Source organism: Humibacillus xanthopallidus, assembly GCF_044793955.1.
In the GTDB taxonomy this organism is placed as follows: domain Bacteria; phylum Actinomycetota; class Actinomycetes; order Actinomycetales; family Dermatophilaceae; genus Humibacillus; species Humibacillus xanthopallidus_C.
This window is the reverse complement of record NZ_CP084995.1, coordinates 4,524,897-4,548,923: the sequence shown is the minus strand read 5'-3', so window position 1 is coordinate 4,548,923 and position 24,027 is coordinate 4,524,897. Positions and strand designations below refer to the sequence as shown.

The 24,027-nt window shown below is 71.6% G+C and carries 20 protein-coding genes; 13 read left to right on the top strand and 7 right to left on the bottom strand.

Features of this window, described 5'->3' with window-relative positions; translation table 11 throughout:
• Positions 1-19: 19 nt before the first annotated feature.
• A complete protein-coding gene (locus tag LG278_RS20450; RefSeq protein WP_404389523.1) occupies positions 20-1,162 on the bottom strand; it encodes a GNAT family N-acetyltransferase in 1,143 nt (380 codons plus the stop codon).
• A 434-nt stretch (positions 1,163-1,596) separates the two neighbouring features.
• Between LG278_RS20450 and LG278_RS20445 the strand changes: the two genes are divergently transcribed.
• From LG278_RS20445 to LG278_RS20430, 4 genes are all read left to right on the top strand, one after another.
• Positions 1,597-3,192, top strand: a complete 1,596-nt coding sequence (locus LG278_RS20445) for a hypothetical protein (RefSeq protein ID WP_404389521.1) — start codon at positions 1,597-1,599, stop codon at positions 3,190-3,192.
• A 76-nt stretch (positions 3,193-3,268) separates the two neighbouring features.
• On the top strand, positions 3,269-4,072 hold the full coding sequence (locus tag LG278_RS20440) for an inositol monophosphatase family protein (protein ID WP_404389519.1): 804 nt from the start codon (positions 3,269-3,271) through the stop codon (positions 4,070-4,072).
• A gap of 7 nt (positions 4,073-4,079) precedes the next feature.
• On the top strand, positions 4,080-5,288 hold the full coding sequence (locus tag LG278_RS20435; protein WP_404389517.1) for a benzoate/H(+) symporter BenE family transporter: 1,209 nt from the start codon (positions 4,080-4,082) through the stop codon (positions 5,286-5,288).
• Positions 5,289-5,550: 262 nt separating this feature from the next.
• Positions 5,551-6,753: an IS30 family transposase gene (locus LG278_RS20430; protein WP_404389515.1), complete on the top strand. Its 1,203-nt coding sequence runs from the start codon at positions 5,551-5,553 to the stop codon at positions 6,751-6,753.
• A gap of 119 nt (positions 6,754-6,872) precedes the next feature.
• Here the strand turns inward: LG278_RS20430 and LG278_RS20425 are convergent, their stop codons facing one another.
• On the bottom strand, positions 6,873-7,508 hold the full coding sequence (locus LG278_RS20425) for a hemerythrin domain-containing protein (protein ID WP_404389513.1): 636 nt from the start codon (positions 7,506-7,508) through the stop codon (positions 6,873-6,875).
• Between the two features lie 137 nt (positions 7,509-7,645).
• Between LG278_RS20425 and LG278_RS20420 the strand changes: the two genes are divergently transcribed.
• On the top strand, positions 7,646-9,067 hold the full coding sequence (locus LG278_RS20420; protein ID WP_404389511.1) for an esterase/lipase family protein: 1,422 nt from the start codon (positions 7,646-7,648) through the stop codon (positions 9,065-9,067).
• A gap of 170 nt (positions 9,068-9,237) precedes the next feature.
• The gene (locus LG278_RS20415) at positions 9,238-9,651 is read left to right on the top strand and encodes a VOC family protein (protein ID WP_404389509.1); all 414 of its coding nucleotides are present in this window, start codon (positions 9,238-9,240) and stop codon (positions 9,649-9,651) included.
• 110 nt (positions 9,652-9,761) lie between these two features.
• On the opposite strand, the gene LG278_RS20410 is transcribed toward LG278_RS20415, so the two are convergent.
• From LG278_RS20410 to LG278_RS20395, 4 genes are read right to left on the bottom strand one after another with little or no spacing between them, the layout of a single operon-like run.
• Positions 9,762-10,553, bottom strand: coding sequence for an arylamine N-acetyltransferase (locus LG278_RS20410; RefSeq protein ID WP_404389507.1), 792 nt, complete (start codon positions 10,551-10,553; stop codon positions 9,762-9,764).
• A 17-nt stretch (positions 10,554-10,570) separates the two neighbouring features.
• The gene (locus LG278_RS20405; RefSeq protein WP_404389505.1) at positions 10,571-11,611 is read right to left on the bottom strand and encodes a Y-family DNA polymerase; all 1,041 of its coding nucleotides are present in this window, start codon (positions 11,609-11,611) and stop codon (positions 10,571-10,573) included.
• A gap of 41 nt (positions 11,612-11,652) precedes the next feature.
• Positions 11,653-12,711, bottom strand: coding sequence for a patatin-like phospholipase family protein (locus LG278_RS20400; RefSeq protein WP_404389504.1), 1,059 nt, complete (start codon positions 12,709-12,711; stop codon positions 11,653-11,655).
• Entirely contained in the window at positions 12,704-13,744 is a 1,041-nt protein-coding gene (locus tag LG278_RS20395; RefSeq protein ID WP_404389502.1) for a sigma-70 family RNA polymerase sigma factor, read from the bottom strand. The genes LG278_RS20400 and LG278_RS20395 overlap by 8 nt, the downstream gene beginning before the upstream one ends.
• 151 nt (positions 13,745-13,895) lie before the next feature.
• Here LG278_RS20395 and LG278_RS20390 point away from each other — a divergent pair, with 151 nt between their 5' ends.
• From LG278_RS20390 to LG278_RS20360, 7 genes are all read left to right on the top strand, one after another.
• Complete coding sequence (locus LG278_RS20390) at positions 13,896-14,234, top strand: VOC family protein (RefSeq protein WP_404389500.1); 339 nt, start codon at positions 13,896-13,898, stop codon at positions 14,232-14,234.
• 314 nt (positions 14,235-14,548) lie between these two features.
• On the top strand, positions 14,549-15,661 hold the full coding sequence (locus tag LG278_RS20385) for a LacI family DNA-binding transcriptional regulator (protein ID WP_404389498.1): 1,113 nt from the start codon (positions 14,549-14,551) through the stop codon (positions 15,659-15,661).
• 173 nt (positions 15,662-15,834) lie between these two features.
• Positions 15,835-17,121 (top strand): sugar ABC transporter substrate-binding protein, encoded by a 1,287-nt coding sequence (locus LG278_RS20380; RefSeq protein WP_404389496.1) that lies wholly within the window; start codon positions 15,835-15,837, stop codon positions 17,119-17,121.
• A 3-nt stretch (positions 17,122-17,124) separates the two neighbouring features.
• Entirely contained in the window at positions 17,125-18,039 is a 915-nt protein-coding gene (locus LG278_RS20375; protein ID WP_404389494.1) for a carbohydrate ABC transporter permease, read from the top strand.
• Between the two features lie 2 nt (positions 18,040-18,041).
• A complete protein-coding gene (locus tag LG278_RS20370) occupies positions 18,042-18,950 on the top strand; it encodes a carbohydrate ABC transporter permease (RefSeq protein ID WP_404389493.1) in 909 nt (302 codons plus the stop codon).
• Positions 18,951-19,029: 79 nt separating this feature from the next.
• Entirely contained in the window at positions 19,030-20,688 is a 1,659-nt protein-coding gene (locus tag LG278_RS20365; RefSeq protein WP_404389491.1) for a glucoamylase family protein, read from the top strand.
• Between the two features lie 101 nt (positions 20,689-20,789).
• On the top strand, positions 20,790-22,619 hold the full coding sequence (locus LG278_RS20360) for a glycoside hydrolase family 3 protein (protein WP_404389489.1): 1,830 nt from the start codon (positions 20,790-20,792) through the stop codon (positions 22,617-22,619).
• A 218-nt stretch (positions 22,620-22,837) separates the two neighbouring features.
• Here the strand turns inward: LG278_RS20360 and LG278_RS20355 are convergent, their stop codons facing one another.
• On the bottom strand, positions 22,838-23,884 hold the full coding sequence (locus LG278_RS20355; protein WP_404389487.1) for a LacI family DNA-binding transcriptional regulator: 1,047 nt from the start codon (positions 23,882-23,884) through the stop codon (positions 22,838-22,840).
• Positions 23,885-24,027: the final 143 nt, after the last annotated feature.

Genomic DNA, 24,027 nt, shown 5'->3' with positions numbered 1-24,027 from the left:
CGGCGGGGGTGGGCTCAGGTCAGGGGAGCAGCTCCCAGTGAAGGCCGTCGCCCCAGGAGCCGTCGGCCAGCCGGTCGACGGCGTGCTCGCGCCCGAACTCCGTGAAGCCGTTGGCCCGCAGCACGGCGTTGCTCCCCGCGTTGTCGGCGGCCGTCTCGGCGACGAGCCGGCGCAGGCCGAGCCCGCCCTCGACCGCGGGCTGCAGCGCGTGGGCGATGGCGAGCCGGGCGGCCGTCGTCGCGACCCCGCGGCCGCGAGCGCTCGGGAAGAGCTGGTAGCCGAGCTCGGCGACGTCGTCGATCGGCCCCTGCCGGCTGAAGAGCACGACGCCGCCCAGCGCCCGGTCGGTCTCCGCGTCGGCGACGCACCACTCGACGGCCGTCCCCTCCGCCATCCGCTCCTCGCGCTGGTGGCGCCACGCCACGAAGGTCTCGCGCCGCAGCACCGATCGCCCGGGCATCCAGTGGGACGGGTCGTCGTCACGCGGCTCGATCGCGTCGATGTCGGAGGCCCGCCACGGGCGCAGCCGTATGCCGTCCGCCTCGGTCACCGGGGCGGCATACCAGGGCGTGCTGGCCCGGAGCGGGTCTCCGGCCGCGATACTGCCGGTCCACGTGTCGAGGGCGGTGGGCCCGCCGTCGGGATCGGGGTGGCTCTCGGGGATCGTGCCGTGGATGGTGAAGCCGCACGCCCAGGCGGTGCGACGCGAGCCCCAGTTGCCGACGATCGCCCGCCAGTGGACGCGGCTCAGCGGCTGGCCCCAGCCGCCGGTGTCGAAGCTGTGCCGGCACACGAGACGGACCGCGCGGGCCATGATGCCCTGGCCGCGGGCGTCGGGGTGCAGGCCGAAGCCGAGCTCGCCCACCGTGACGGTCGCCCCGGGGCGCAGGTCGATGGTGCCGGCGAAGCGTGGCCGGCCGGTGGCATCGACCCACTCGATGGCCCACGAGCGCACCCCCCCGGGCTCTCCCCACGCGGCCAGGTTGCGCTCGATCCACGAGAGGGCGTCGTCACGCGTGTAGCCGCGGGGGACCGTCGTCCATCGCTGGCTGTCGGGATCGAGGCTCTGGGTGACGATCGCGTCGGCGTCCTGTGGGGTGTGCGCCCTCAGGGTGACGATGCCGTCGGTCAGGGTGGGGGCCGGGCCGGTCTCGGTGCTCACCGGCACCACCTTGGCAGGCGCCCGAGCCGGCCCGCCACCGGGTTGTCGGCCACAGTCGACGATGGCGAGAGACCGCCGGAGGGCGCAAGGAGTTCGCGAGCAGAGGGCCAGGAGAGCGCGAGAAGGGCTGGGGGACATGAAAGGCCGGGAGCCATCCCCTGCTGACTCCCGGCCTCATGCGGACCGCATCCCCTCCACAGGCTGCGAGCCGATCCCTACGGTAGCCGAACTTCTCGGCAGCGACGCCTACGTTGCGCAATGATGGTCGCAGCGCAACGCGAGCAGGGGCGCGACTCCTCGTCACAGGGGCGGGAGTCGCGGAAAGGGGTCGATGTGCAGGTCGAACGCGACGCCATGTTGCGGGAGCGGCGCCGGGGCGCAACGGGCTCAACCGGCGCAGTGGGCTCAGCAGGCTCAGCGGGCGGCCCGCGCCCATGAGCCAGCTCGCCGAGATGCAGTGGGTGCTGCGCAACGCCCGACAGCACGCCGAGGACGGATCGGTGCGCACCGCAGCCGGCTTCGCCGACGGCGGCGGTCGCGCACCCGCCGTGCACCGGGCCCAGGTCGGGCGCTGGGAGGGAGGCCGGGTCGACATCACCCACGGGCTCGTGCGCCGCTACGAGGTCGTCCTGGGGCTGCCGGAGGGCCAGCTGCTCGCGGCCATCGACTTCTTCTCCCGCTCGCGCAACCCGGTCCGCCCTGCCGCCACCCTGTCGCCGCCCGGTGCACCCGACGTCGACGCGACCCTGGTCCTGCTCGAGAAGGCGCTCGCCGCGGAGCGGATGACCGGCCTCGAGTGGGATCGCCTCTCCGACAACCTCGGCCGGATGCCGCACGCCATGGTGCGCGCCGGCGACTGGGAGCGGTTGCTGCGTCGGGGCATCGAGGAGGTGAGCCTGCACCTCCATCTCGACTACGCCCAGCGCGCCGAGGCGGTCGCACGTCTCGCCGGCCACCCCCGCAGCGGGCCGATCGTCGCCTCGATGGCCGAGGAGGTCGTCGCCAAGCCGGACGCGACCTTCTACAACGACACGCTCAGCCTGCTCCAGTTCACCGTCCACCCGCAGGCGCTGGCGATGATGTTCGGACAGCTGCGCGAGCCGACCAACAGCAGCTCGCTCCGCGCCTGCCTCATCGTGCTGACGACCCTCGTCAAGGGTGCCCGGCTCGACCGCGACCTGCGCCTCGAGGCGGCCCGGCTGGCCGTGCGCCACCTGCGCGACCCGGAGCAGCCCTACCGCGTTCACCGCGGGGCGGCCAACCTCATCCGCGCGCTCGGACCCGCGGGCACCAGCAGGCTCGCGACGGTGCTGACCGCCGAGGACCGGCGCGTGGCCGCCTCGATCATCCGCGACGGCCGGGCGGTCAGCGCCCAGGCGATCCGCGAGTCGCAGAAGCGGGTCCGGGCAGCCCTCGACCTCGGCGAGGGCCACACCCTGGCGCGCGACCCGGTGCTCAGCACGCTCATCTCCACCGCTCTCGGAGAGACGAACGAGGAGGACCGCTCCAACGCCCTGGCGATCCTCATGATCTCGCCGCAGAGCCGCGCCATCGGTCGCGTGCACGTGGCAGCGCTCGTCGAGTCGCTCCGCCGCTTCGACATGGCGGCCGCGCACGAGAGCCTCGCCGTGCTGACGTGGATGGGGCAGGCCGCCGACCTCGACCTCTTCGAGCGACTCTCGCTGGGCCCCAAGACTCCCGCCGACGTCGCGCAGGAGGCGGCCTACGTCGTCGGCAACACTCCCGAGGCCCCGTCGCGTCGCCGTGACGAGCGGGAGGCGGCCTTCGCGGAGCGCATCCGTGAGGTCGCGCTGTCGGGGCCTGACTCGCCCGACACGGGCGAGGCCACGCAGGACCGGCTCCGTGGCCTCTCCTACGTGCTCGGGATGCGGGGCCGCTACGACCTGCTCCGGGAGGTGCGCGACGCCCTGCCCGACCCCCAGGTCGGCGGTGCGGCGTCCGACGACCTCGCGAGCGGCATCCTCCAGTGGTGGCTCGACCTCCCGGGGCACCTGCGTCCGCAGCCGTGACCGGTGCGCAGACCAGCACCTCCCGCCCACCGGAGCGGTCGGGGCGCATCGAGCGCCGACCACTACCTTGGACCACGTGGATACGGATGCCGTGCTCGCCCTCCTGCAGGACGTCGCCGCCGAGGTGATCAACCCCCGCTTCCGTGCCCTCGCCGCCGGCGAGATCCACGAGAAGAAGCCCGGCGACCTCGTCACCGATGCCGACCGCGAGGCCGAGGTGCTCATCACTGCGGCGCTCGTCGCGGCCTACCCCGACTGCGTCGTGCTCGGCGAGGAGGCGCACTCGGCCGACCCCTCGCTCATGGAGCGGTATGCCGCCGCCGACCACGCTTTCACCGTGGACCCCGTCGACGGCACGAAGAACTTCGTCCACGGCTCCAAGGACCACGCCGTCATGGCGAGCGAGACCCGCGGGGGCGAGGTCGTGCGGGCCTGGATCTGGCAGCCGCAGCACGACCTCGGCTACGTCGCGGAGCGCGGCGGCGGCACGTGGCGGCACTCGCCGGCGGGCGTCGCGCGCCTCGAGGTCTCGCCCCCGGCCGAGACGGCCGACCTGCGCGGTCGCACCTCGCGCCGGGCCTGGATCGGTGAGGCCCTCGAGGGCCTCTCGCCGATGGCGCTCACGTGGGTCTCGTGCGGCATCGACTACCCCAAGCTCGTCGAGGGCGAGGCCGACTACGTGCTCTACCACTCCGCCGCGCCCTGGGACCACGTGCCGGGAGCGCTGCTGCTGGCCGAGGCGGGTGGCGTGGTGGGCACGCCCACGGGTCGCCCCTACCGACCGCGCGACATCGCGCCCCCGGGCCTCGTCGCCGCCGCCGACCACACGGCATACGAGCGCGTATGCCGTGCGCTCGCGTCGAGCGACCACCTCGGCTGAGGCGCCGGTGACCTCCGCGACCCCGACGGAGACGGCGGCGCCGGGCGGCGGCACGGGGCACGCGGTGCTGGCGGGCGTCGTCTGCGGGCTCGTCGGCTTCACGAGCTCCTTCGCCGTGGTGCTGACCGGGCTCCAGGCGGTCGGCGCGAGCGCGGAGCAGGCGGCCTCGGGGCTGCTCGTGCTGTGCGTGACGATGGGCCTCGGCTGCGTGCTCTTCTCGTGGCGGCTGCGGATGCCCGTCACGATGGCGTGGTCCACTCCGGGAGCGGCGCTGCTCGTGGCCGCCACCGTGCCTGCGGGCGGATTTGCCTCTGCCGTGGGCGCTTTCATCGTGTGCGGGGTGCTGCTCGCGCTCTGCGGTCTCATCCGTCCGCTCGAGCGGCTCGTCGAGGCGATCCCGGTGTCCCTCGCCAGCGCGATGCTTGCCGGGGTGCTGCTGACGCTGTGCGTGGCGCCTATCCAGGCCGTTGTCGCCACGCCCGCCGCGATCGCTCCGGTCATGGTGGTCTGGCTGCTGCTCGTGGCGTTCGCTCGTCGGTGGGCGGTGCTCGGGGCGCTCGGAGCGGCAGTGGTCGTCATGGCGGTGACCGGGGTCTTCGGGACGCTTGATGTCGAGCAGCTCACTCCTGCAGTCACTTTCGTCGCTCCCATGTGGGACCCAACTGCTCTGCTCGCCATCGGGCTGCCCCTCTTCATCGTGACGATGACGAGCCAGAACATCCCCGGCATCGCCGTGCTCGGGTCGTTCGGCTATCGCCTCGGCATGCGCGGGCCGCTGCTCTACACCGGCGGGGCGAGCGTGGTCGGTGCCGTCGGGGGAGCGCACGCCATCAACCTCGCCGCGATCTCGGCAGCGCTGGCCGCCGGGCCGGAGGCACACCCCGACCGCAACCGTCGGTGGATCGCCGGCGTCTCGTGCGGCGTCACCTACCTCGCCTTCGGTCCCCTCGCCGGGATCGTCACGGCGGCTGCCCGCTCGGCACCCGACGGCCTCATCGAGACGATTGCCGGGCTCGCGTTGCTCGGCACCTTCGCCGCTTCTGCCGCAACGGCGCTCGCCGATCCGGCCTCGCGCGAGGCGGGAGCCGTGACCCTCGTCGTGGCTGCGTCCGGGGTGACGATCGCGGGCGTCGGGGCGGCCTTCTGGGGGCTCATCGCCGGAGTCGTCGTGCTGGCGGCGTTGTCCCTCGAGCGCCGCCGCCGCCGCACTGACTGACCCCTCACAGAGACGAGTGCCCATTTCCCGACGGCCACCCCCCCACCACCCAGTCGAGTGGGCACTTGTCACCCAACTTGTCCGGTGGAAAGTGCCCACTCGACGTCGTTCTCGGTCGAGTGGGCAGTTGTCACCCACGTCGTCCGGTGGAAAGTGCCCACTCGACGTTGCCCAACGTCGAGCTGAAGCTTGGCTTCAGATCGTCTGCGCAACACGAATCGTGTGGAGGCAGATGATGGCTGGAAGGCCTGGGCGGTACAGCGTGGTGCAGCGGCAGCAGGCGTTGGGGCTGTTGGAGCAGGGCCTGGCGGCGTTGGAGGTGGCGCGGCGGCTCGGGGTGGACCGCCGCGCGGTGGGCCGGTGGGCCAAGGTGGCCGGTATGACGTTTCGGATGGGACCGGTCGGTGGCCTGCTGCGCCCTGCCCCGGCGGTGAGCGAGGGCGACTGGACCGACGCGCGGGGCAGGTTGACCGAGGCCGGCCGGGGCGTGATCGCGCTGCGGCTGGGTGAGGGCCGCAGCCCGGCGCGGATCGCGGCCGAGCTGGGCGTGCACCGCTCCAGCGTGTCGCGGGAGCTGACCCGTAACCGGGTCGGCGGGGTGTACTCGGTCCGGGTCGCGCAGCACCGCACCCACGCCAACCGGGCCCGGCCCCAGCCGCGGAAGCTGGACCGGCCCGAGCACGCCGCGCTGCGGGCCGAGGTCATCCAGGGGTTGAACGCGCACTGGTCCCCGCAGCAGATCCAGGGCGAGCTGGCCTTGCGCCACCCGCAGGATGAGTCCATGCAGATCTCCCACGAGACGATCTATCAGGCGCTGTACGTCCAGGGCCGCGGCAGCCTCCGCGCTGAGCTGGCCCGGGAGCAGGCGCTGCGCAGCGGCCGGACCCACCGGGTACCGGCCTCGAAGCTGGCCGCCCGGCCCCGGGGCAAGTCCTGGGTCGGGCAGGCCACCATCACCGCCCGCCCGGCCGAGGCCACCGACCGGGCCGTGCCCGGACACTGGGAAGGCGACCTGATCCTGGGCGCCGGGAACCGGACGGCCGCGATCACGCTGGTCGAACGGAGCACCCGGTACACGATGATCGCCCGGCTACCCGCCCGGCACGACGCGACCACCGTCACCGACCGGCTCATCGACATGGTCACCGCGCTGCCCGCGCACCTGGCCAAGACGCTGACCTGGGACCAAGGGTCAGAGCTGGCCGAGCACGCCCGGTTCACCGTCGCGGCCGGCTGCACCGTCTACTTCTGCGACCCGCACTCACCATGGCAACGCGGCACCAACGAGAACACCAACGGCCTGATCCGCGAGTTCTTCCCCAAAGGCATCGACTTCACCACCGTCACCGACGAACGCGTCGCCGAGGTCGAGGCGCTGCTCAACACCCGACCACGAGCCACCCTCGGCTTCCACACCCCCGCCGCTAAACTCAACCAATTACTCACCGTTGCGCAGACGAGTTGAGACCGCCAAGCCAAGCCGGTGGAAAGTGCCCACTCGACGTCGTTCTCGGTCGAGTGGGCAGTTGTCACCCAACTGGGGCCGGTGGAAAGTGTTCACTCGACTGGGGGTTTGGGGTCGGGCTAGTCCTGGGACGCGGAGGGGGAGGCCTTCTTGGACGCGGCCTTGCGGGCGGGGGCAGCGGCCTTGGTGGCCTTCTTGGCCGCGCGAGCCGCCCGCTTCGCGGTGGCCGAGGTCGGGGCTCCCTTGCGTGCCGAGACGTAGTGCTTCGGGTCCTTGTCGACCGGTGCGACGCCGGTCGCGGCCTTGAGCGACTCGTAGCGCAGAAACTGCACGGCGACCTCGTGGCGCAGCTCGAGGCTCGCCTGCTGGCGGAAGTCGGCGAGGTCCTGCCGCTCCTCCTCGCCCATGTGGTCGCTGTTGTGCACGTTGGCGTCGGTGACCGCGGTCCACCACGCGCTCGACCCCGTCCTGCACCGGGCGACCTTGCGGACCGCGGCCCGGATCTCGTTGTGGTCCTTGACCGCGTCCTCGACCTCCTCCTCGACGGACTCGGCGTCGGCGCCTCCGGTGCCGAGACGCAGCAGCTCGGGGTAGAAGTACTTCTCCTCCGCCTCGGCGTGCGTCTCGAGGAGGATGGCGAGCCGGGTCCAGATCGCAGCGAGCCCTTCGTGGTCGTCGCGCGGCCACTCCTCGAGCATCGCGAACATCCGGCGCTGCTCGTCGTGCTGGTGCGAGATCACCTCGGTGATGTACACGGGCCTTCTCTCCTCGTGTCGGGGCGCCGAATCAGGTGGCTCCACTCTGCACGACGTTGTGCATTTCGGGTATCAGCGACGAGGTTCGGTGCCACCGTGGAGCAGGACGTTCACCTCAGCGTGGGAGGCGGTTGGACATGACGAGCAACGACCTGGTCGTGGTGCTTCCGGGCATCACCGGGAGCACCCTCGGGGTCAGGGGGTCCGACGGATCGCCCGCGAGCGAGAACCTCATCTGGGCACCGAGCGCCGGCGCCGTGTGGAAGCTGCTGACGGGGCGCGGATCGATCCTCAAGAAGGCGCTGCCCGAGGGCATCGGGGACGCCGCGCCGGACGACGGGGTCGAGCCGGTCGCGCTCATGCCCGACGTCCACGTGCTGCCGGGGATCTGGACGCCGATCCGCGGCTACGACACGCTCGTGAGCTCACTCGAGAAGCTTGGCTACAAGAGAGACAACGGACCCAAGCCGCCCAACCTCATCGCCTTCCCCTACGACTGGCGCCTGTCCAACCGCTACAACGGGGAGCGCCTGGGCTCCGTGGTCGAGCCGGCACTCGAGCGGCTCCGCGCGCAGGGCGGTGCCTGGGCGGACGCGCGCATCGTCTTCGTCGTGCACTCGATGGGCGGTCTCGTCGCGCGGTGGTATATCGAGAAGTGCGGCGGCGCCGAGGTCACCCGCAAGCTCATCACGATGGGCACGCCCTGGCGTGGTGCGACCGACGCCCTCGAGCAGCTCGTCAACGGCGTCAAGAAGGGCATCGGTCCGCTGAGCATCGACCTCACGGACTTCTCACGCAGCATGCCCTCGCTCTACCAGCTGCTGCCGGAGTATGCGTGCATCAGCAACGGCGGTGGCTACGCCAAGACGACCGAGGTGGCCGTGCCCAACCTCGCCTCCTCGATGCTGACCGACGCGATGACCTTCCACACCGATCTGCAGGCCGCCGAGTCGGCCCGGGCGGCGAGTCGCGACATGACCCACATGATCGTCGGCATCCGCCAGCCGACGCAGACGACGGTGTCACTGCAGGGCGGGCGGGCGGTCACCTCGCAGACCTTCGGCAACGACAACGACTTCGGCGACGGCACCGTCACCCTGACCGGGGCGGTCGGCCTCGGTGAGAGCCTCGACACCAACCTGCTCGTGCGGGTGCCCGACCAGCACACGAACCTCCAGCACAACCAGTTCGTGCTCGACCAGGTGCAGGAGATCCTCACCGCGAAGCCGGTGCGTCGTCGGGAGCTGAAGTCGGTCTCGGTGCGGGCCTCGGTGCCCGACCTCGTGACCCAGCGATCCGGCCTCAAGGTCGTCTTCGATCTCGAGGCAGACGACCCCGGGGCGGACCCGCCGAAGGTGCCGGTCACCGTGACGGTGCGCAGCGCCAAGGGCAAGGTGCTCGCCAAAGCCGAGCCGAAGCTGCGTGCCGGGCACGGCGTCGCCACCTTCGAGGAGCTTCCTCCCGGCACGCACTCGGTGACGATCGACGGCTCGGCGCCCTCCTCGGTCGTGCGTCCGGTGACCTCGACGGCGGTCGTCTGGCCAGCCGCGGCGCCCTGACGGGCCTCTCGGCCGCATCAGTCGCGTCAGTCGAGTCGGGGGGAGCAGCATCAGCGCTGCGGGCCCCGTCAACGCGCGCGGGCGCCTCAGACAGCGCCTGTATGCCGTGGGGATCGGCCCGCTGTCGGCTGGCGGTGGTTGGGTGGGCACCTCGAGACAAGGAGACCCGCATGACCGACACCTCCACCGCCCCCGGACCGACGGTGACCTTCGACTGCGTCGCCCTCGACTGCGCCGACCCCGCGGGCGTGGCGCAGTTCTACGCCGACCTGCTCGGCGGCACGGTGCGCGCCGACGACGAGGGCGACTGGTTCGACGTCGTCTGGGACGGGCCGCGCATCGCGACCCAGCTCGCCCCCAACCACGAGTCGCCCGACTGGCCGCGCGGGCAGCAGCAGTCGCACCTCGACTTCGTGGTCGCCGACATCGCAGCGGCCCACGAGCGCGTGCTCGCCCTCGGCGGCACGGCGCTCGACCCCGTCGAGCCGCCGCAGCCCTCGCCCGAGCGTGGCTTCCGGGTCTATGCCGACCCGGCCGGCCACCCGTTCTGCCTGTGCCGCCCGAGCACGGACGCCTGGGGCTGAGGGCTCGTCGGGTGATGCCGCGGGGCCGCTGAGGCCCCCCACGCTCACCCCCGGGGGACCCCCACTACCCGCACGCGGCCCCACGCCATGAGGCTCGCGACCCGAGGCCGTCAGCTGATCACGATGCCGAAGTGCCGGGCCAGCACCCCTGGCACGTCGGCCTCGTCGAGCACCACCTCGTCGCGGCGGCCGTGCGTCGTCGTGATGAGGCGCGTGCCCCGGACGGTCACCCGCCCGGTCGGCGTGAGCCGTGAGACCACCGGTCCCCGCGTGAAGTGGCTCTGCGGCGACGTCTGCTGCCACACGTTGCGGGGCTCGAAGGCCGCGAGCGGGTGCGGCGTGGTCGTGAAGACGAACTGCGTGCGCCACTCCCCGCCCTCCACCCGTTCGCGGTAGTGCCAGTCGTCCCCCTCGCGCACCAGGCCGACGTCCTTGCCCCGCTCGTGCGCCACGACGGCGTGACGGAGCGGCAGCGGCTCGATGAAGCCGTCTCCGAAGCCGACATCGGCCAGCACCGGCCCGTCGAGCGCGGGGGAGGTGACGACGAGAGCCACATGGTCGAACTGGTCGGTGAGCCCGCCGTCGGAGGTCGCCACGCGGGCCGAGACGAGGTCGACGGCATACCCCAGGTGGCGCAGGAGCGCGCCGAAGAGGGGGTTGAGCTCGTAGCAGTAGCCGCCGCGGCGGGCATCGACGACCTTGGCGTGCACGGACCCGAGGTCGAGGCGGACCGGCCGGCCGAGCGAGATGTCGAGGGTCTCGAAGGGCACGGCCATGAGATGCGTCCGGTGCAGTGATGCGAGCGCTGCCAGCGTCGGCGCCTCGGGCGCGGCCACACCGAGGCGTTCGAGGTAGGCCGCGGCGCCGACCGCGCTCAGTGCTTCTGTCGTCGAAGAGGTCACGGACCCATGGTGCGACTTCACGTGGACCTGAGGTCAACCGGAGCGGAGGCGGGGAGCGGGAGCGTGACCCCGACCATCGTCACCCCCCGCCCGTCCCACTCGTAGGCCGTCTGCTCGAGCAGCGCGGCCGCGCCCGCGCCGACGACCTCGGGGTCGACGCTCGGGTGGGGCAACCGCCCACGCTGCTGGACGTGGGTGCCGTCGTCGTAGCGCACGAGCACCTCGAGCCGGCTCGGCAGCCGGGCCGGACCCTCGAGGGCCACGACCCGGTGCAGCGCGCGACCGACGCACTCGTCGAGCACCGCGACGACCTTGGACCGCGTGCGGGTCGCGGGCAGCGACCGGCTCGCGCTGACCGACCGGCGCGGGCGAGGAAGCCGGATCGTCGCGTCGTCGGTGCCGTCGGCGATCGCGATCAGCCGGCGTGCCATCGCGGTCGAGACGATGCGCTTGAGGTCGTCCTCGGACCAGCCCTGCAGGTCGGCGACGACGTGCAGGCCCTCTGCGTGCAGGCGACCCCACGTGGTCGGACCGACGCCCCAGAGCTCGTCGAGGCGCAACCGAGGCCGCACCCGGGCCTCGAGCTCGGCGTCGACGACGACGAGACCGTCGGGCTTGGCGCGGCGGCTCGCGAGCTTGGCCATGAGCTTGGTGCGACCCACCCCGACCGACACGGGCAGGCCCACCTCCTCCCGGCACGCCGAGCGCAGCGCGCGGGCCAAGCCGCCAGGGTCACCCCGGTCGCGACCCTCGACGTCGAGGAAGGCCTCCTCGATCGAGCCGGGCTCGACGAGTGGGGTGAAGCGGCGGAAGACCTCGAAGAGCCCGGCGGAGGCAGCCTCGTAGGCCTCGGGGCGGTAGCCGGTGACGAGCACCTGCGGCCAGCGCCGGCGCACCTGGCCGAGCGGCATACCGGCGTGGATGCCGAGACCCCGGGCCTCGTAGGACGGGCACGCGACGACCTCGTGCGCGACGACCATGGGCCGTCCGCGCAGCCGTGGGTCGTCGCGTTGCTCGACCGAGGCGAAGAAGGCGTCGGCGTCGGCGTGCAGGATCACCCGACCACTGTGACGCCGACCGCCGACAGCGTCAGGTCCCCTCAGTAGCCCGCCTGGTCGAGTGCCTCGGTCGTCAGCTGCCGCCCGAGCTCGATCATCTCGGCAGCGCGGTGGAAGTCGAGGGTGCGCACGGCGTTGGAGGGCACCGTGACGAGCACGTCTGGCGGGTTGCTCGCCATGCGATAGCGGGAGATGAGCGCACTCATCGTCTCGAGCGACATGTTGAGCAGGTCGACGAGCCCGATGTCGGCCGGGGCCCGCACGAGGGCATCGGTCGCGAGGGAGCCGACCGGCGGGTCGCCGCCGAGGGACACCGGCACGGACAGCACCCCGTCGGTGAGGTGGGCACCGTCGAGGCCGGCGGCAACGGCCGGGTCGAGCGCGTCAGGCACCTCCCTCGCGTGCGCGAAGCGGCCGGTGATCGCGCGCACCCGCTCGGACTCGAGCATCTCGGAGGCGCCGCGGCGCAGCCGGGTCGTCCACTCCTCGCGGGGGCGCTGCTCCGACGACGCCTTGACAGGGGTGGCCGTGGCTCCGAGGGCGCGCATCCCCGACAGCGACACGGCGACCGTGAGGTCGGCCTCCACCGCGGCGGTGGGTTCGATCGGGACGGGGTTGATGAGGCCGCCGTCGACCAGCACGCGGCCGTTGATGACGGCCGGGGTGATGACGCCCGGGATGGCGATCGAGGCTCTGATGGCCCGCTCCACGGAGCCCCGCTGGAACCACACCTCGCGCCGCGCGTTGATGTCGGTCGCCACCGCGGTGAACGGGATGGGCAGGCTCTCGATCGTCGCGCCGCCCAGGATCTCACCGACCTTGTGGATGATGCGCTCCGCCCGGATGGCGCCGCCCGGCGAGGTGATCGACAGGTCGAGCAGGCGCCACACCTCGCGCTGGCTGAGGCCGCGGGCCCACTCGGTGTACTCATCGAGCTTGCCGGCGGCCGTGACCCCTCCGACGAGCGCCCCCATCGACGTGCCCGCGATGGCGACGATCTCGAAGCCGCGCTCTCGCAGCACCTCGATGGCGCCGACGTGGGCATAGCCGCGGGCGCCCCCCGACCCGAGCACGACTGCTGCGCGCGTTCCCTCAGCCACCCTCCGAGCCTACGACCGGCTCCGCTGCCGGCGCAGCGCCTGGCCGATGCTCGGGGAGATAGGTGATCTCGGTCGTCGTCAACCACTCCGGGTCGGCGATGAGCTCGATGCCGGCGACGCGCTCGCCCACGACCGTGAAGGCGAAGGCGACCTTCGGCTCGCCGCGCACGGCCCAGACGGCCCCGACCTGCCCGAGGGCCCCCCCGTCGTCGGTGCCGAGCACGGCGAGCCGAGCCGCTCTCGCCCCAGCGTTGAAGACCCCCGCCACCTCCGAGCGGCCACGCACCACCGAGGCCGCACCCATGGCGGCCGCCGTGGTGTCAGCCCGCATCACGACGTCGGGGTCGAGCAGCTCGAGCAGTGCGGCGAAGTCACCCGCCCGCGAGGCAGCGAGGAACGCCTCGACCACCCGGCGCTGGCGCGAGCGGTCCGCGTCGGCCTGCACCTGGGCCGACCGCACCTGTCGGCGGGCCCGGCTCGCGAGCTGGCGGGTGGCGGCGGGGGAGCGGTCGACGATGCCGGCGATCTGCTCGAACGGCAGCCCGAAGAGATCGTGCAGCACGAAGGCGAGGCGCTCGGCCGGGGTGAGCGAGTCGAGCACGAGGAGCAGTGCGACGCCGACCGCGTCGGCGAGCTCGGCCTCGGCCGCCGGGTCCGGCGCGGCCGTCGGTCCGGGGTGCAGCGATGTGACGCGCGACTCCGTCTCGACCTCGCGATGCTCACCGTCCCAGAGTGTTTCGCGGCGCGCTGCGCGTGAGCGGAGCATGTCGAGGCTGATCCGGGCGACCACGGTCGTCAGCCAGCCGCCGAGGTTGTCGACCTGGCTCGCGTCGGTCCGCCCCAGGCGCAGCCACGCCTCCTGCACCGCGTCGTCGGCGTCGCTCGTCGAGCCGAGCACGCGGTAGGCCACGGCCCGCAGCCGGGCGCGATGCGCCTCGAAGTCGCGGACCACCCGGTCGGTGGGGGTGCTGCCACCGCCGTTCTCGCTGCCCTCGCCGCCGCTCTGACCCCGCCCCGGTGCCGCCATGTCCATCCGTCCATCCCGTCATCGCGCCGTCACATTCTGCGCCCGGCATCCGTCACCTACTCGACGAGCCGCGGCCCCCGGATGTGACACGCACCCGCAGGGCCTCGGAGCGATCGCCACCACGGCACCACCACGGATCATCACCAAGGAGCACGACATGACCGCTGCCGACACCATCATCTTCCCCGTGAGCGACCTCGGGGCCGCCAAGGGCGTCTTCACGACACTGCTCGGCGCCGAGCCACACACCGACGAGCCCTACTACGTCGGCTTCAACGTCGACGGTCAGGAGATCGCCCTCGACCCGAACGGCCGCCGCAAGGGTCTCACCGGGCCCGTGCCCTTCTGGAAGGTCGACGACCTCGAGGCCAGCAGCGCGGCACTCGTCGCCGCCGGCGCGAGCGTCGTGCAGCAGCCCACCGACGTCGGGGGCGGCCGCCGCACGACCGTGGTCGCCGACGCCGACGGCAACCAGCTGGGCCTCATGCAGGACTGACCGCCGCCGGCGGAGCAGCCGGTATGCCGTCCGGTGGGCACCCAGCCCGCCGGACGGCATACGTGCGCGTCGTTGCAGCCCAGCACACGACGAATTGCCATGTGCGGCAGCGGATCTGGCGCACGCGTGGTTCGCGGTTGCCGCGACCGATGCGGGTGCGCATCGGGATGCTCAGGGCGAGGGGGGTTGCGCAACCAGGGGGATGAGGGCACGATGGGGTCAGATGTAAGCGCTTACAACGCATTCGAACCGCGAGGAACGGGTACGTCAGCAGCGCACCAGACGACTCGACGACGAGACGAAGGAGGTGGCCCGTGGCGACAACCCCACGCAAGCGGCCGGCGCGGACGTCACCCCCGACCGCGGCCCCCACCTCCGCCGCCGCGGCGCTGGCCACCCCCGTCGCCCTCCCCGCCGTCGGCGCGACGATCTACTCCGTCGCCGAGCGCGCGGGTGTCTCGATCGCGACCGTCTCGCGGGTCCTGCAGGGCTCGACCGTCGTTTCGGACGCGACCCGCCAGAAGGTGCTCGACGCCGTCGACGCCCTGCACTACGTGCCGCTCGGCGCCGCGCGCAGCCTCGCCGTGCGCCACCACGAGGCCTACGGTCTGGTGCTCCCCGAGCTGACCGGTCCCTACTATTCCGAGCTGCTGATGGGCTTCGAGACCCGAGCCGCCGAGCTCGGGCAGAGCGTCGTGCTCCTGCTCGCCAACGGCAAGAGCGACCTCCCGCGCGCCGTCGGTCACCTCGCCACCCGGGTCGACGCCATCGGCGTGCTCGGCTCGGCCGCCATGCCGCCCGCCGTCGCTCGCGCCCTGCGCGGGCGCAAGCCGGTCGTCGTCATCGCAGGCGCTCCCGCCGACGGCGTGGGCGCTCTCGACGGGGTCGAGCTCGTGGCGGCGGAGAACACCAACAGCGCCGAGCAGCTGACGACGCACCTGTTCGACCACGGCCGCACGCAGCTGCTCTTCATCGGTGACCCCGACGCGGCTCCCGACATCCGTGACCGCCACGCCGGGTTCGTCGCGGCCCACGCCGCACGTGGGCTCACACCCGCGCCGCCCGTGCGCGTCCCCTTCCGCGAGCGCGAGGGTGCCGCCGTGGCCGACCGGGTGCTGTCCGGCGAGCTGCGGGCAGACGCCCTCGTGTGCGCGAACGACGAGCTCGCCCTGTCGATCATGAGCCGGCTGCAGGACGCCGGCCGCGACGTCCCTGGCGACATCGCCGTCGTCGGCTGGGACGACGTCATGACCTCCCGCTACGTCCGGCCCGGCATGACCACGGTCCGCCAACCCGTCCACGAGCTCGGGGTCTTCGCCGCCGAGCGCCTCCACCAGCGCGTCGAGGGCGCGGCGCCCCTGCCGGCTCCCGTCGTGCTGCCCACCGAGGTCGTGCTGCGCGGCTCCTGCGGCTGCTCGGCCTCCTAGCCACCCGACCGTCGGGCGCGATTAGCCCTCGTCGCCCGCTCACCACCCGCCCCCTCCCACCCGTCCCCGACACCGATTCCCCGCAGACCGATTCCCCGTCATTGATCCCCATAGACCAGCCCCTCCCAGGCCCGAGAACCCCCTCGCGGCACCCCCAGAAAGTGAGACACCCGATGAGACGCACCACTGCCATCACCGTCGCCTGCATGACCGCCGCGGCCCTGACCGTGACCGCCTGCGGCCGCGGCGCCGAGACCGAGGGCTCGAGCGCCGGCCAGACCGGCGCAGCCGTCAGCACCGGCGCCGCCACTGGCACCATCACCGTGTGGGCCATGGGCGCCGAGGGCGAGAAGCTGCCCGAGCTCGCCAAGGAGTTCGAGGCCGCCAACCCCGGCGTCAAGATCAACGTCACCGCCATCCCGTGGGATGCCGCGCACGACAAGTTCACGACCGCGATCACGGCCAACAAGACCCCCGACGTCGCGATGGTCGGCACCACCTGGATGGGTGAGTTCGCCGGTCTCGACGCGCTCGACCCGACCCCGAGCCAGATCGACAAGTCGGTCTTCTTCGAGGGCGCCCAGAAGACGACCGAGGTGGGCGGCACGTCCTACGGCATCCCGTGGTACGTCGAGACCCGCGTCCTCTTCTACCGCTCCGACCTCGCCAAGAAGGCCGGCTACGACGCTGCGCCGACCGACCAGGCCGGGCTCAAGGAGATGGCCAAGGCCATGCAGACCAAGGCCGGCGCCAAGTGGGGCATCGGCCTGCAGGCCGGTGGCACCGGCTCCTGGCAGACCCTGATGCCGTTCGCCTGGTCCAACGGCGCCGACCTCACCAAGGACGACGGCAAGGCCTACAACTTCGACAGCCCCGAGATCCTCGAGGCGACGAAGTACTACCAGTCGTACTTCACCGACGGCATCTCCAACAAGACGGCGCCGGCCACCCCGACCACCGAGCCCGACTTCGCCAGCGGCTCGGTGCCGATGTTCATCTCCGGCCCGTGGATGATGTCCGCGGTCGAGAAGGTCGGTGGCGAGGGCTTCAAGGACAAGTACAACGTCGCGCCGATCCCGGCCGGCTCGGCCGGCTCGTCGTCCTTCGTCGGCGGCTCCAACCTCGCCGTCTTCAAGAACACCCAGAACCGCGACACGTCGTGGAAGTTCGTGCAGTGGCTCGCCGACCCCAAGGTCCAGGCGAAGTGGTACACGATGTCCACCGACCTGCCGTCGGTCAAGAGTGCGTGGGAGGACCCGGCCCTCAAGGTCGACGAGAAGCTCGCCGTCTTCGGCAAGCAGCTCGAGACCGCCAAGGCCCCGCCGTCGTTCGCCACGTGGGAGCAGGTCGTCAACAGCTTCGACACCGAGCTCGAGAAGGTGACGAAGACCGGCGCCGACCCCGCGGCTGCGCTCAAGACCGTGCAGCAGCAGGCGGACTCCATCGGCACGGGTCAGTAAGCGATGACCACCCAGACCATCTCCCGTCGGCCGGGGCAGCTCTCCGGCCGGCGGGAGGCGCGGGCGGCGTGGATCCTGGCGATCCCCTTCTGCCTGCTCTTCCTGGCCTTCACCGCCTGGCCGGTCCTCCAGTCGTTCTTCATGAGCTTCACCGACACCAAGGCGCGTGACCTGCGTTCGCCGTTCTCGGTGGACATCATCGGGCTGGACAACTACACCAAGGCGCTGTCCGACCCGGTCTTCCGCAAGGCTGCACTCAACACGGCCTACTTCGTCATCGTGTGTATGCCGCTCACCCTCCTTCTCGCCCTCGCCGCGGCCGTCGCGCTCGACAAGGGCATCACCCGGTTCCGCTCGATGTACCGTCTCGGCTTCTACACGCCGGTCATCACCTCGATCGTCGCGGTCGCCGTGGTCTGGCGCTTCCTGCTGCAGGACCCGGCCGGACTGATCAACACCGTCCTCGGCTGGTTCGGCATCGACGGTCCCAACTGGCTCGGCGACCCGAACTGGGCGATGCCCGCCATCATCATGATGACCGCGTGGCGCACCTTCGGCACCGCGATGATCATCTTCCTCGCCGGCCTCCAAGCCGTACCCGCCGAGCTCCACGAGGCGGCGGCCATCGACGGCGCCGGTGTGTGGCGGAGGTTCCGGCACGTCACCCTGCCGTTGCTGCGCCCCACCATCCTCTTCGTGATGGTGACGACCTCGATCGGCTACCTGCAGATCTTCGAGGAGCCCTTCGTCATGACGAAGGGTGGTCCGCTCAATAGCACGATGACGGTGTCCTACTACACGTTCAACCAGTTCGGCTACGGCAACTACGGCTTGGCCGCATCGATGAGCTACCTCATCTTCGTCGTCATCGCGATCGTCACGGCGATCCAGTTCCGCCTGTTCCGAGAGAGGACCTGACCATGTCGGTCGACACCGCTCCTCGCCCCCTCGCCCCGCCGCCCGGGGACGACGAACCCTCCGGGCGCCAGCCGCGCCTCGGGATGGTCGGCTCGGGCCACGGTGGCCACTGGTGGCTCTACGTCATCCTCACCGTCGCCCTCATCGCCGTCATCGCGCCGTTCGTCTGGATGATCCTCGGCAGCTTCAAGAGCGAGGGCGAGCTGCGCCAGGTGCCACCCACCTGGTGGCCCGAGGCCGCCTCGCTCGACAACTACACCCAGCTGTTCAGCCGGCTCAACTTCGGGCAGTTCTTCTTCAACTCGGCCTTCGTCGCCGTCATCGTCACGCTGGGCAACCTCATCTTCTGCTCGATGCTCGGCTACGCGCTCGCCATGCTCGACTTCAAGGGCAAGCGGGTCATCTTCGTGGCCGTCCTGGGCACCCTGATGATCCCTGGCGTCGTGACCTTCGTGCCGCTCTTCGTGCTCGTCGCGAATGCTGGTCTCGTCGACACGCTGCCCGGACTCTTCCTGCCCTTCCTCGTCAGTCCGTTCGGCGTCTTCCTCATGCGCCAGTTCATCCTCGGGCTACCGAAGGACCTGCTCGACGCGGGTCGGATCGACGGCGCCGGCGAGCTGGCCATCTTCGGCCGGATCATCCTCCCGCTCTGCGGCCCGGCGCTCGCGACCTTGGGGATCCTCACCTTCCTCGGCAGCTGGAACAACTTCCTCTGGCCGCTCGTCGTGGCGCAGTCCGAGGACAAGTACACGCTGCCGGTCGCGCTCGCCCTCTACGCCACGGGGCAGAACAGCACCAACTACGGCCTGCTCCTCGCAGGCGCCACGGTCACCATCCTCCCGATCCTCGCCATCTTCCTGATCTTCCAGCGGAAGTTCATCGAGGGCATCGCCACCACGGGCCTCAAGTGACCCAACCCCCCAGCCACTCACACCCGTGAGCACACCCCTCGACACAAGCGTGAACCGCAACCGAAACGGAGCACAGCCCATGTCAGACCTCACCCCGAGCCGCCCCACCGGCCACCGTCCGACGCCCACCCGTCGTGCGCTCCTCGTCGGGGGCGCCGCCTCCGTCGCGGCCTTCGCCCTCACCCCTGGGCAAGGTGCCGCAGCAGCGCCACGCAGCGCCCCGGCATACCTGCGTGGCGCGACGGACCTCTCGCTCGACGCGACCCGCGTGCGCACCTGGGCGGCCGACACGTGGCGCAGCCTCGTGGCGATGACCGACCCGAAGACCGGCCTGCCGGCCGACAACATCCCCGAGTCGCTCGCGGCCGGCGACCGCTCGGGCTACACGTCGCCCACCAACATCGGGGGCTACCTGTGGTCGACGATCGTGGCCCGCGAGCTCGGCATCATCACCCGGGGCGAGGCGACGGCGCGGCTCATCCGCACCCTCAAGACCGTCCACGGCATGGAGCACCACGAGCCGAGCGGGATGTACTACAACTGGTACGACGAGGCGACCGGCAAGGCGCTCACGGAGTGGCCCGGGTCGGGTGACAAGGTCTATCCCTTCGCGTCGAGCGTCGACAACGGCTGGCTCGGAGCGGCGCTGCTCGTCGTCGCCAACTCCGACCGCGCCGCCGGCCCGTGGGCGAGGCGGATCTTCGACCGGATGCGCTGGGACGCGTTCTACAACGACAACAGCGACCCGGCGCACCAGGTGCGAGCCGGTGGCCTGCTGCACGGTGGCTTCTTCCCGTTCGAGCACAACCGTCCCGGAGGCGTCTACCAGGGGACGCACATCGGGGGCGACCCCGTGTGGCTCACGACGCACCACTACGACACGACGGTGTCCGAGACCCGCATCACGACCTACCTCGGCATCATCACCGGCCAGATCAACCCCACCGCGTACTACGCGACCTGGCGAACCTTCCCGGACACGTGCGACTGGTCGTGGCAGGAGATGAAGCCGGTGGGCGAGACCCGCAAGTACTACGGGCTCGACGTCTACGAGGGTGCCTACACCTATCGCGGCAAGCGCGTCGTTCCCGGCTGGGGCGGCTCGATGTTCGAGGAGCTCATGCCTGACGTCTTCGTCGACGAGGCCACTTGGGCACCCAACTCGTGGGGCCGCAACCACCCGCTGCACGTCCGAGCCCAGCGTGAGCACGGACTCATCGACGCGGGCTACGGCTACTGGGGCTTCAGCCCGTCGAGCAACCCCGCCGGTGGCTACCGCGAGTACGGCGTGGACCCGCTCGGTCTCGGGCCGGGCAACGAGCCCGGCAACGGCGCCAACGGCTACTTCTCCGACCAGGAGATGACCAACTACGACGTCGGCTTCGACGGCTGCCGGCCCGCGACGAACCCGTCCCCGACCTACGGTGACGGTGTCGTGACGCCCCACGCAGCGTTCCTCGCGATGATGCACGAGCCCGACGAGGCCTACACCAACCTCCTCAACATCCAGACCGACTTCGACTCCTACGGCAGGGGCGGCTTCTTCGACGCCGTCGCGGTCCGGTCGGGCATGGTGGCCCGCCGCTACCTGTCGCTCGACCAGGCCATGGTCATGGGAGCCATCGGCAACGTGATCGGCAACGACGTCGTCCGTCGGGGCTTCAGCACGTCCGCCGTCGAGAAGGCGCTGCGACCGGTCATCGGCATCGAGGAGTTCGGCGCGAGCCCTGTCGCCTGACCCACCGACCGGGTGCCGGCCAGCACCCTCCAGACCTCGTGGCCGCCCGACCGCACGCATCGGGCGGCCACGAGACCCCTCTCCGACGAAAGGCTCCACCCGTGCGCCCCGAGCTCAGCACGACCGAGGACGGCGTCGCCTACCGCGACCTCAACGGCAACGGCCGGATGGACCCCTACGAGGACCCACGGCTGCCGGTCGAGGACCGCGTCGACGACCTCGTCGGGCGGCTCTCCCTCGAGGAGAAGGTCGGGCTGATGTTCCAGACCGTCATCGAGGCGGGCGCGGACGGGTCGCTCATCGAGCGGCCCGGCGCCATCAGCAAGTCACCGACGAGCACGGTCGTGCTCGACAAGCACCTCAACCACTTCAACGTGCACGCCCTCGGCGACCCGAGGTCGGCGGCCCGCTGGAGCAACGCCCTGCAGGCGCTCGCAGAGACCACGCCCCACGGCATACCGGTGACGATCTCGACGGACCCGCGGCACGCCTTCATCGAGAACGTCGGCGTCTCCTTCTCGGCGGGAGCCTTCTCCCAGTGGCCCGAGCCCCTGGGGCTCGCCGCGCTGCGCGACCCCGACGCCGTCAGGGAGTTCGCCGACATCGCGCGGCAGGAGTATGTCGCCGTGGGCATCCGCGCTGCCCTGCACCCCACGCTCGACCTCGCGACGGAGCCGCGCTGGGCCCGTCAGGCCGGCACGTTCGGTCACGACCCGGACCTCGTCACCGAGCTCGGAGTGGCGTATCTCCAGGGATTTCAAGGGAGTTCGCTCGGCGACGACAGCGTGGCCTGCACGAGCAAGCACTTCCCGGGCGGCGGCTCGCAGAAGGACGGCGAGGACGCGCACTTCCCCTACGGACGCGAGCAGGTCTATGCCGGAGGCAGATTCGCCGACCACCTGAAGCCCTTCCCCCCGATCATCGAGGCTGGCACGGCGGGCATCATGCCCTACTACGGTATGCCGCTCGACCTCGTCATCGACGGAGAGCCCATCGAGCCGGTGGGTTTCGGCTACAACAAGCAGGTGGTCACGGGGCTGCTGCGCGGCACGCTCGGCTACGACGGCGTCGTCGTCACCGACTGGGAGCTCGTCAACGACAACCACGTCGGCGACCAGGTGCTGCCCGCTCGCGCCTGGGGTGTCGAGCATCTCGACCCGCACGGCCGCATGGAGCTCATCCTCGAGGCCGGCGCCGACCAGTTCGGCGGCGAGGAGTGCGTCGAGATCCTGCTCGACCTCGTGGCGCAGGGGCGGGTCACCGAGGCGCGGGTCGACGAGTCGGCGCGGCGGCTGCTCGAGGTGAAGTTCCGGCTCGGGTTGTTCGACGACCCCTACGTCGACGAGGACGCCGCGGCTGACACCGTTGGCCGCGCCGACTTCCGCGAGCAGGGTCACGCCGCCCAGGCGCAGTCGGTGACGGTGCTGACCAACCGCGACGCCGCCCTGCCGCTGAGGACGGGGCTGCGCGTCTATGCCGAGCGCGTCTCCGCCGAGGCGCTCGACCGGCACGGGATGACCCTCGTCGAGCGCCCCGAGGACGCCGACGTGGCCCTCGTGCGACTGACAGCCCCCTTCGAGCCGCGCTCCGACCTCTTCCTCGAGGCGTGGTTCCACCAGGGCTCGCTCGACTTCCCGCCGGGTCTCGTGCACCGGCTGGCGAGGATCGCCGCGGTCTGCCCCCTCGTCATCGACGTGGTGCTCGACCGGCCGGCCGTCGTCACGCCGCTGCTCGAGTCGGCGGCCGCTGTCGTGGGCAGCTTCGGCAGCAGCGACGACGCCCTGCTCGACGCCCTGACGGGCAGGATCGCCCCGCAGGGCCGGCTGCCCTTCGACCTGCCCCGCTCGATGGAGCAGGTGCGCCAGCACCACGAGGACGTCCCCGGATTCGACGACCCGCTGCTGCCCTTCGGGCACGGGTTGTCGATCTAGAGCAGGCACCTGCGCGAGCGCCTCCCACCAGCGCCGCCCGTGCCCGTGGAGCCCCGGCCGCCCGTCGGCCGGGGCTCCGACGTCGTCGGGCCGACGTCCGGCACCAGCGAGGCTGGGGCGATCGCGGTCGGTCAGACCCACGAAGTGCCTGGTCGGGCTCCGTCGCCGCACGCCGGCCCGGGCGCGAGCCGGGTTTGTGGGTCTGACCGACGCGCGGCTCAGCCCGGGCCGGCGCCCGTGGCGATTCGTCGGCGTCGCCGGCGCGGCACCCCGAGGGTCGTCTCGCGGGCCTCGAGGGTCCAGGAGACCTTGACCTCTCGGGCAGGCGTGTCGTCTCCCGAGATGCGCCGCGTGAGCAGCTCGAGGGCCTGACGGGCGAGGCCGGTCAGGTCGGGCGAGACGGTCGAGACCGTCGGGTTGCTGTAGCGGGTCTCGGCGATGTCGTCGAAGCCGACGAGGGCGACGTCGTCGGGCACGTGCACGCCGGACTCGACGCAGGCCCGGAGTGCCCCGATCGCCATGAGGTCGTTGAAGCAGAAGACCGCGTCGGGCGGGTCGGGCAGCTCGAGCAGGCGCAGCATCGCGGCGTGCCCGTCGGCGCGGTCGAAGTGCGGCACGTCGATGACGAGGTCGGGGTCATAGGGCAGCCCGGCTGCGCGCAGCGCCTGCCGGTAGCCGCGCAGTCGCTCGGAGGCCGTGCCCCGCACGGCCTCGCGTCCGACGGCGGCGATGCGGCGACGGCCCTGCGCGACGAGGTGGTCGGTGGCGGCCCGAGAGGCGGCCACCGAGTCGACCGCGATGTGGTCGAAGCCCGTCGGCACGGGGCGCTCGCCGAGGAGCACCATCGGCAGGTCGTCGGCGCGGCCGCTGATCTCGTCGGCCGACAGGGCGAGCGGCGAGAAGATGACACCGTCGATGACGTGCGAGCGCATGCCCTCGAGCACGACGCGCTCGGCGTCGGCGTCGCCCCCGGTCACGTCGAGCAGCACGATGAAGCCGAGCGCGGAGGCCTCGGCGGTGATGCGGGCCGCGAGCTCGGCGAAGTAGGGGGAGTCCATCGCCGGCACGGCCAGCGCGAGGAAGCCGGCGCGACCGTGCTTGAGGCTGCGCGCCGAGAGGTTGGGGCGGTACTTGAGCTCGGCCATGGCCTGCTCGACCCGCGCGCGTGTGGACGGCTTGATGTGTGGGTAGTTGTTGAGCACGTTGGATGCCGTCTTGACCGACACGCCTGCGCGCTCGGCAACGTCGCGTAGCCGTGCCGCCATTCGTCCTCCACCCGTCGGGTCGCCGCGACCCACGCTAGCGACTGGCCGCGGTCTCGGTTCGACAACGCCTGATCGTACCTCTGGACAACCGAATGTTAACCGTTGTAGAAATGGCACCACCGGAAAAGGTCAACCGTTGTAAA

Coding starts and splice junctions, on each gene's coding strand:
- LG278_RS20355 (WP_404389487.1), bottom strand. CDS start 23,884: ATGGCGGCACGGCTACGCGACGTTGCCGAGCGCGCAGGCGTGTCGGTC.
- LG278_RS20370 (WP_404389493.1), top strand. CDS start 18,042: ATGTCGGTCGACACCGCTCCTCGCCCCCTCGCCCCGCCGCCCGGGGAC.
- LG278_RS20445 (WP_404389521.1), top strand. CDS start 1,597: ATGAGCCAGCTCGCCGAGATGCAGTGGGTGCTGCGCAACGCCCGACAG.
- LG278_RS20365 (WP_404389491.1), top strand. CDS start 19,030: ATGTCAGACCTCACCCCGAGCCGCCCCACCGGCCACCGTCCGACGCCC.
- LG278_RS20415 (WP_404389509.1), top strand. CDS start 9,238: ATGACCGACACCTCCACCGCCCCCGGACCGACGGTGACCTTCGACTGC.
- LG278_RS20380 (WP_404389496.1), top strand. CDS start 15,835: ATGAGACGCACCACTGCCATCACCGTCGCCTGCATGACCGCCGCGGCC.
- LG278_RS20390 (WP_404389500.1), top strand. CDS start 13,896: ATGACCGCTGCCGACACCATCATCTTCCCCGTGAGCGACCTCGGGGCC.
- LG278_RS20395 (WP_404389502.1), bottom strand. CDS start 13,744: ATGGACATGGCGGCACCGGGGCGGGGTCAGAGCGGCGGCGAGGGCAGC.
- LG278_RS20420 (WP_404389511.1), top strand. CDS start 7,646: ATGACGAGCAACGACCTGGTCGTGGTGCTTCCGGGCATCACCGGGAGC.
- LG278_RS20375 (WP_404389494.1), top strand. CDS start 17,125: ATGACCACCCAGACCATCTCCCGTCGGCCGGGGCAGCTCTCCGGCCGG.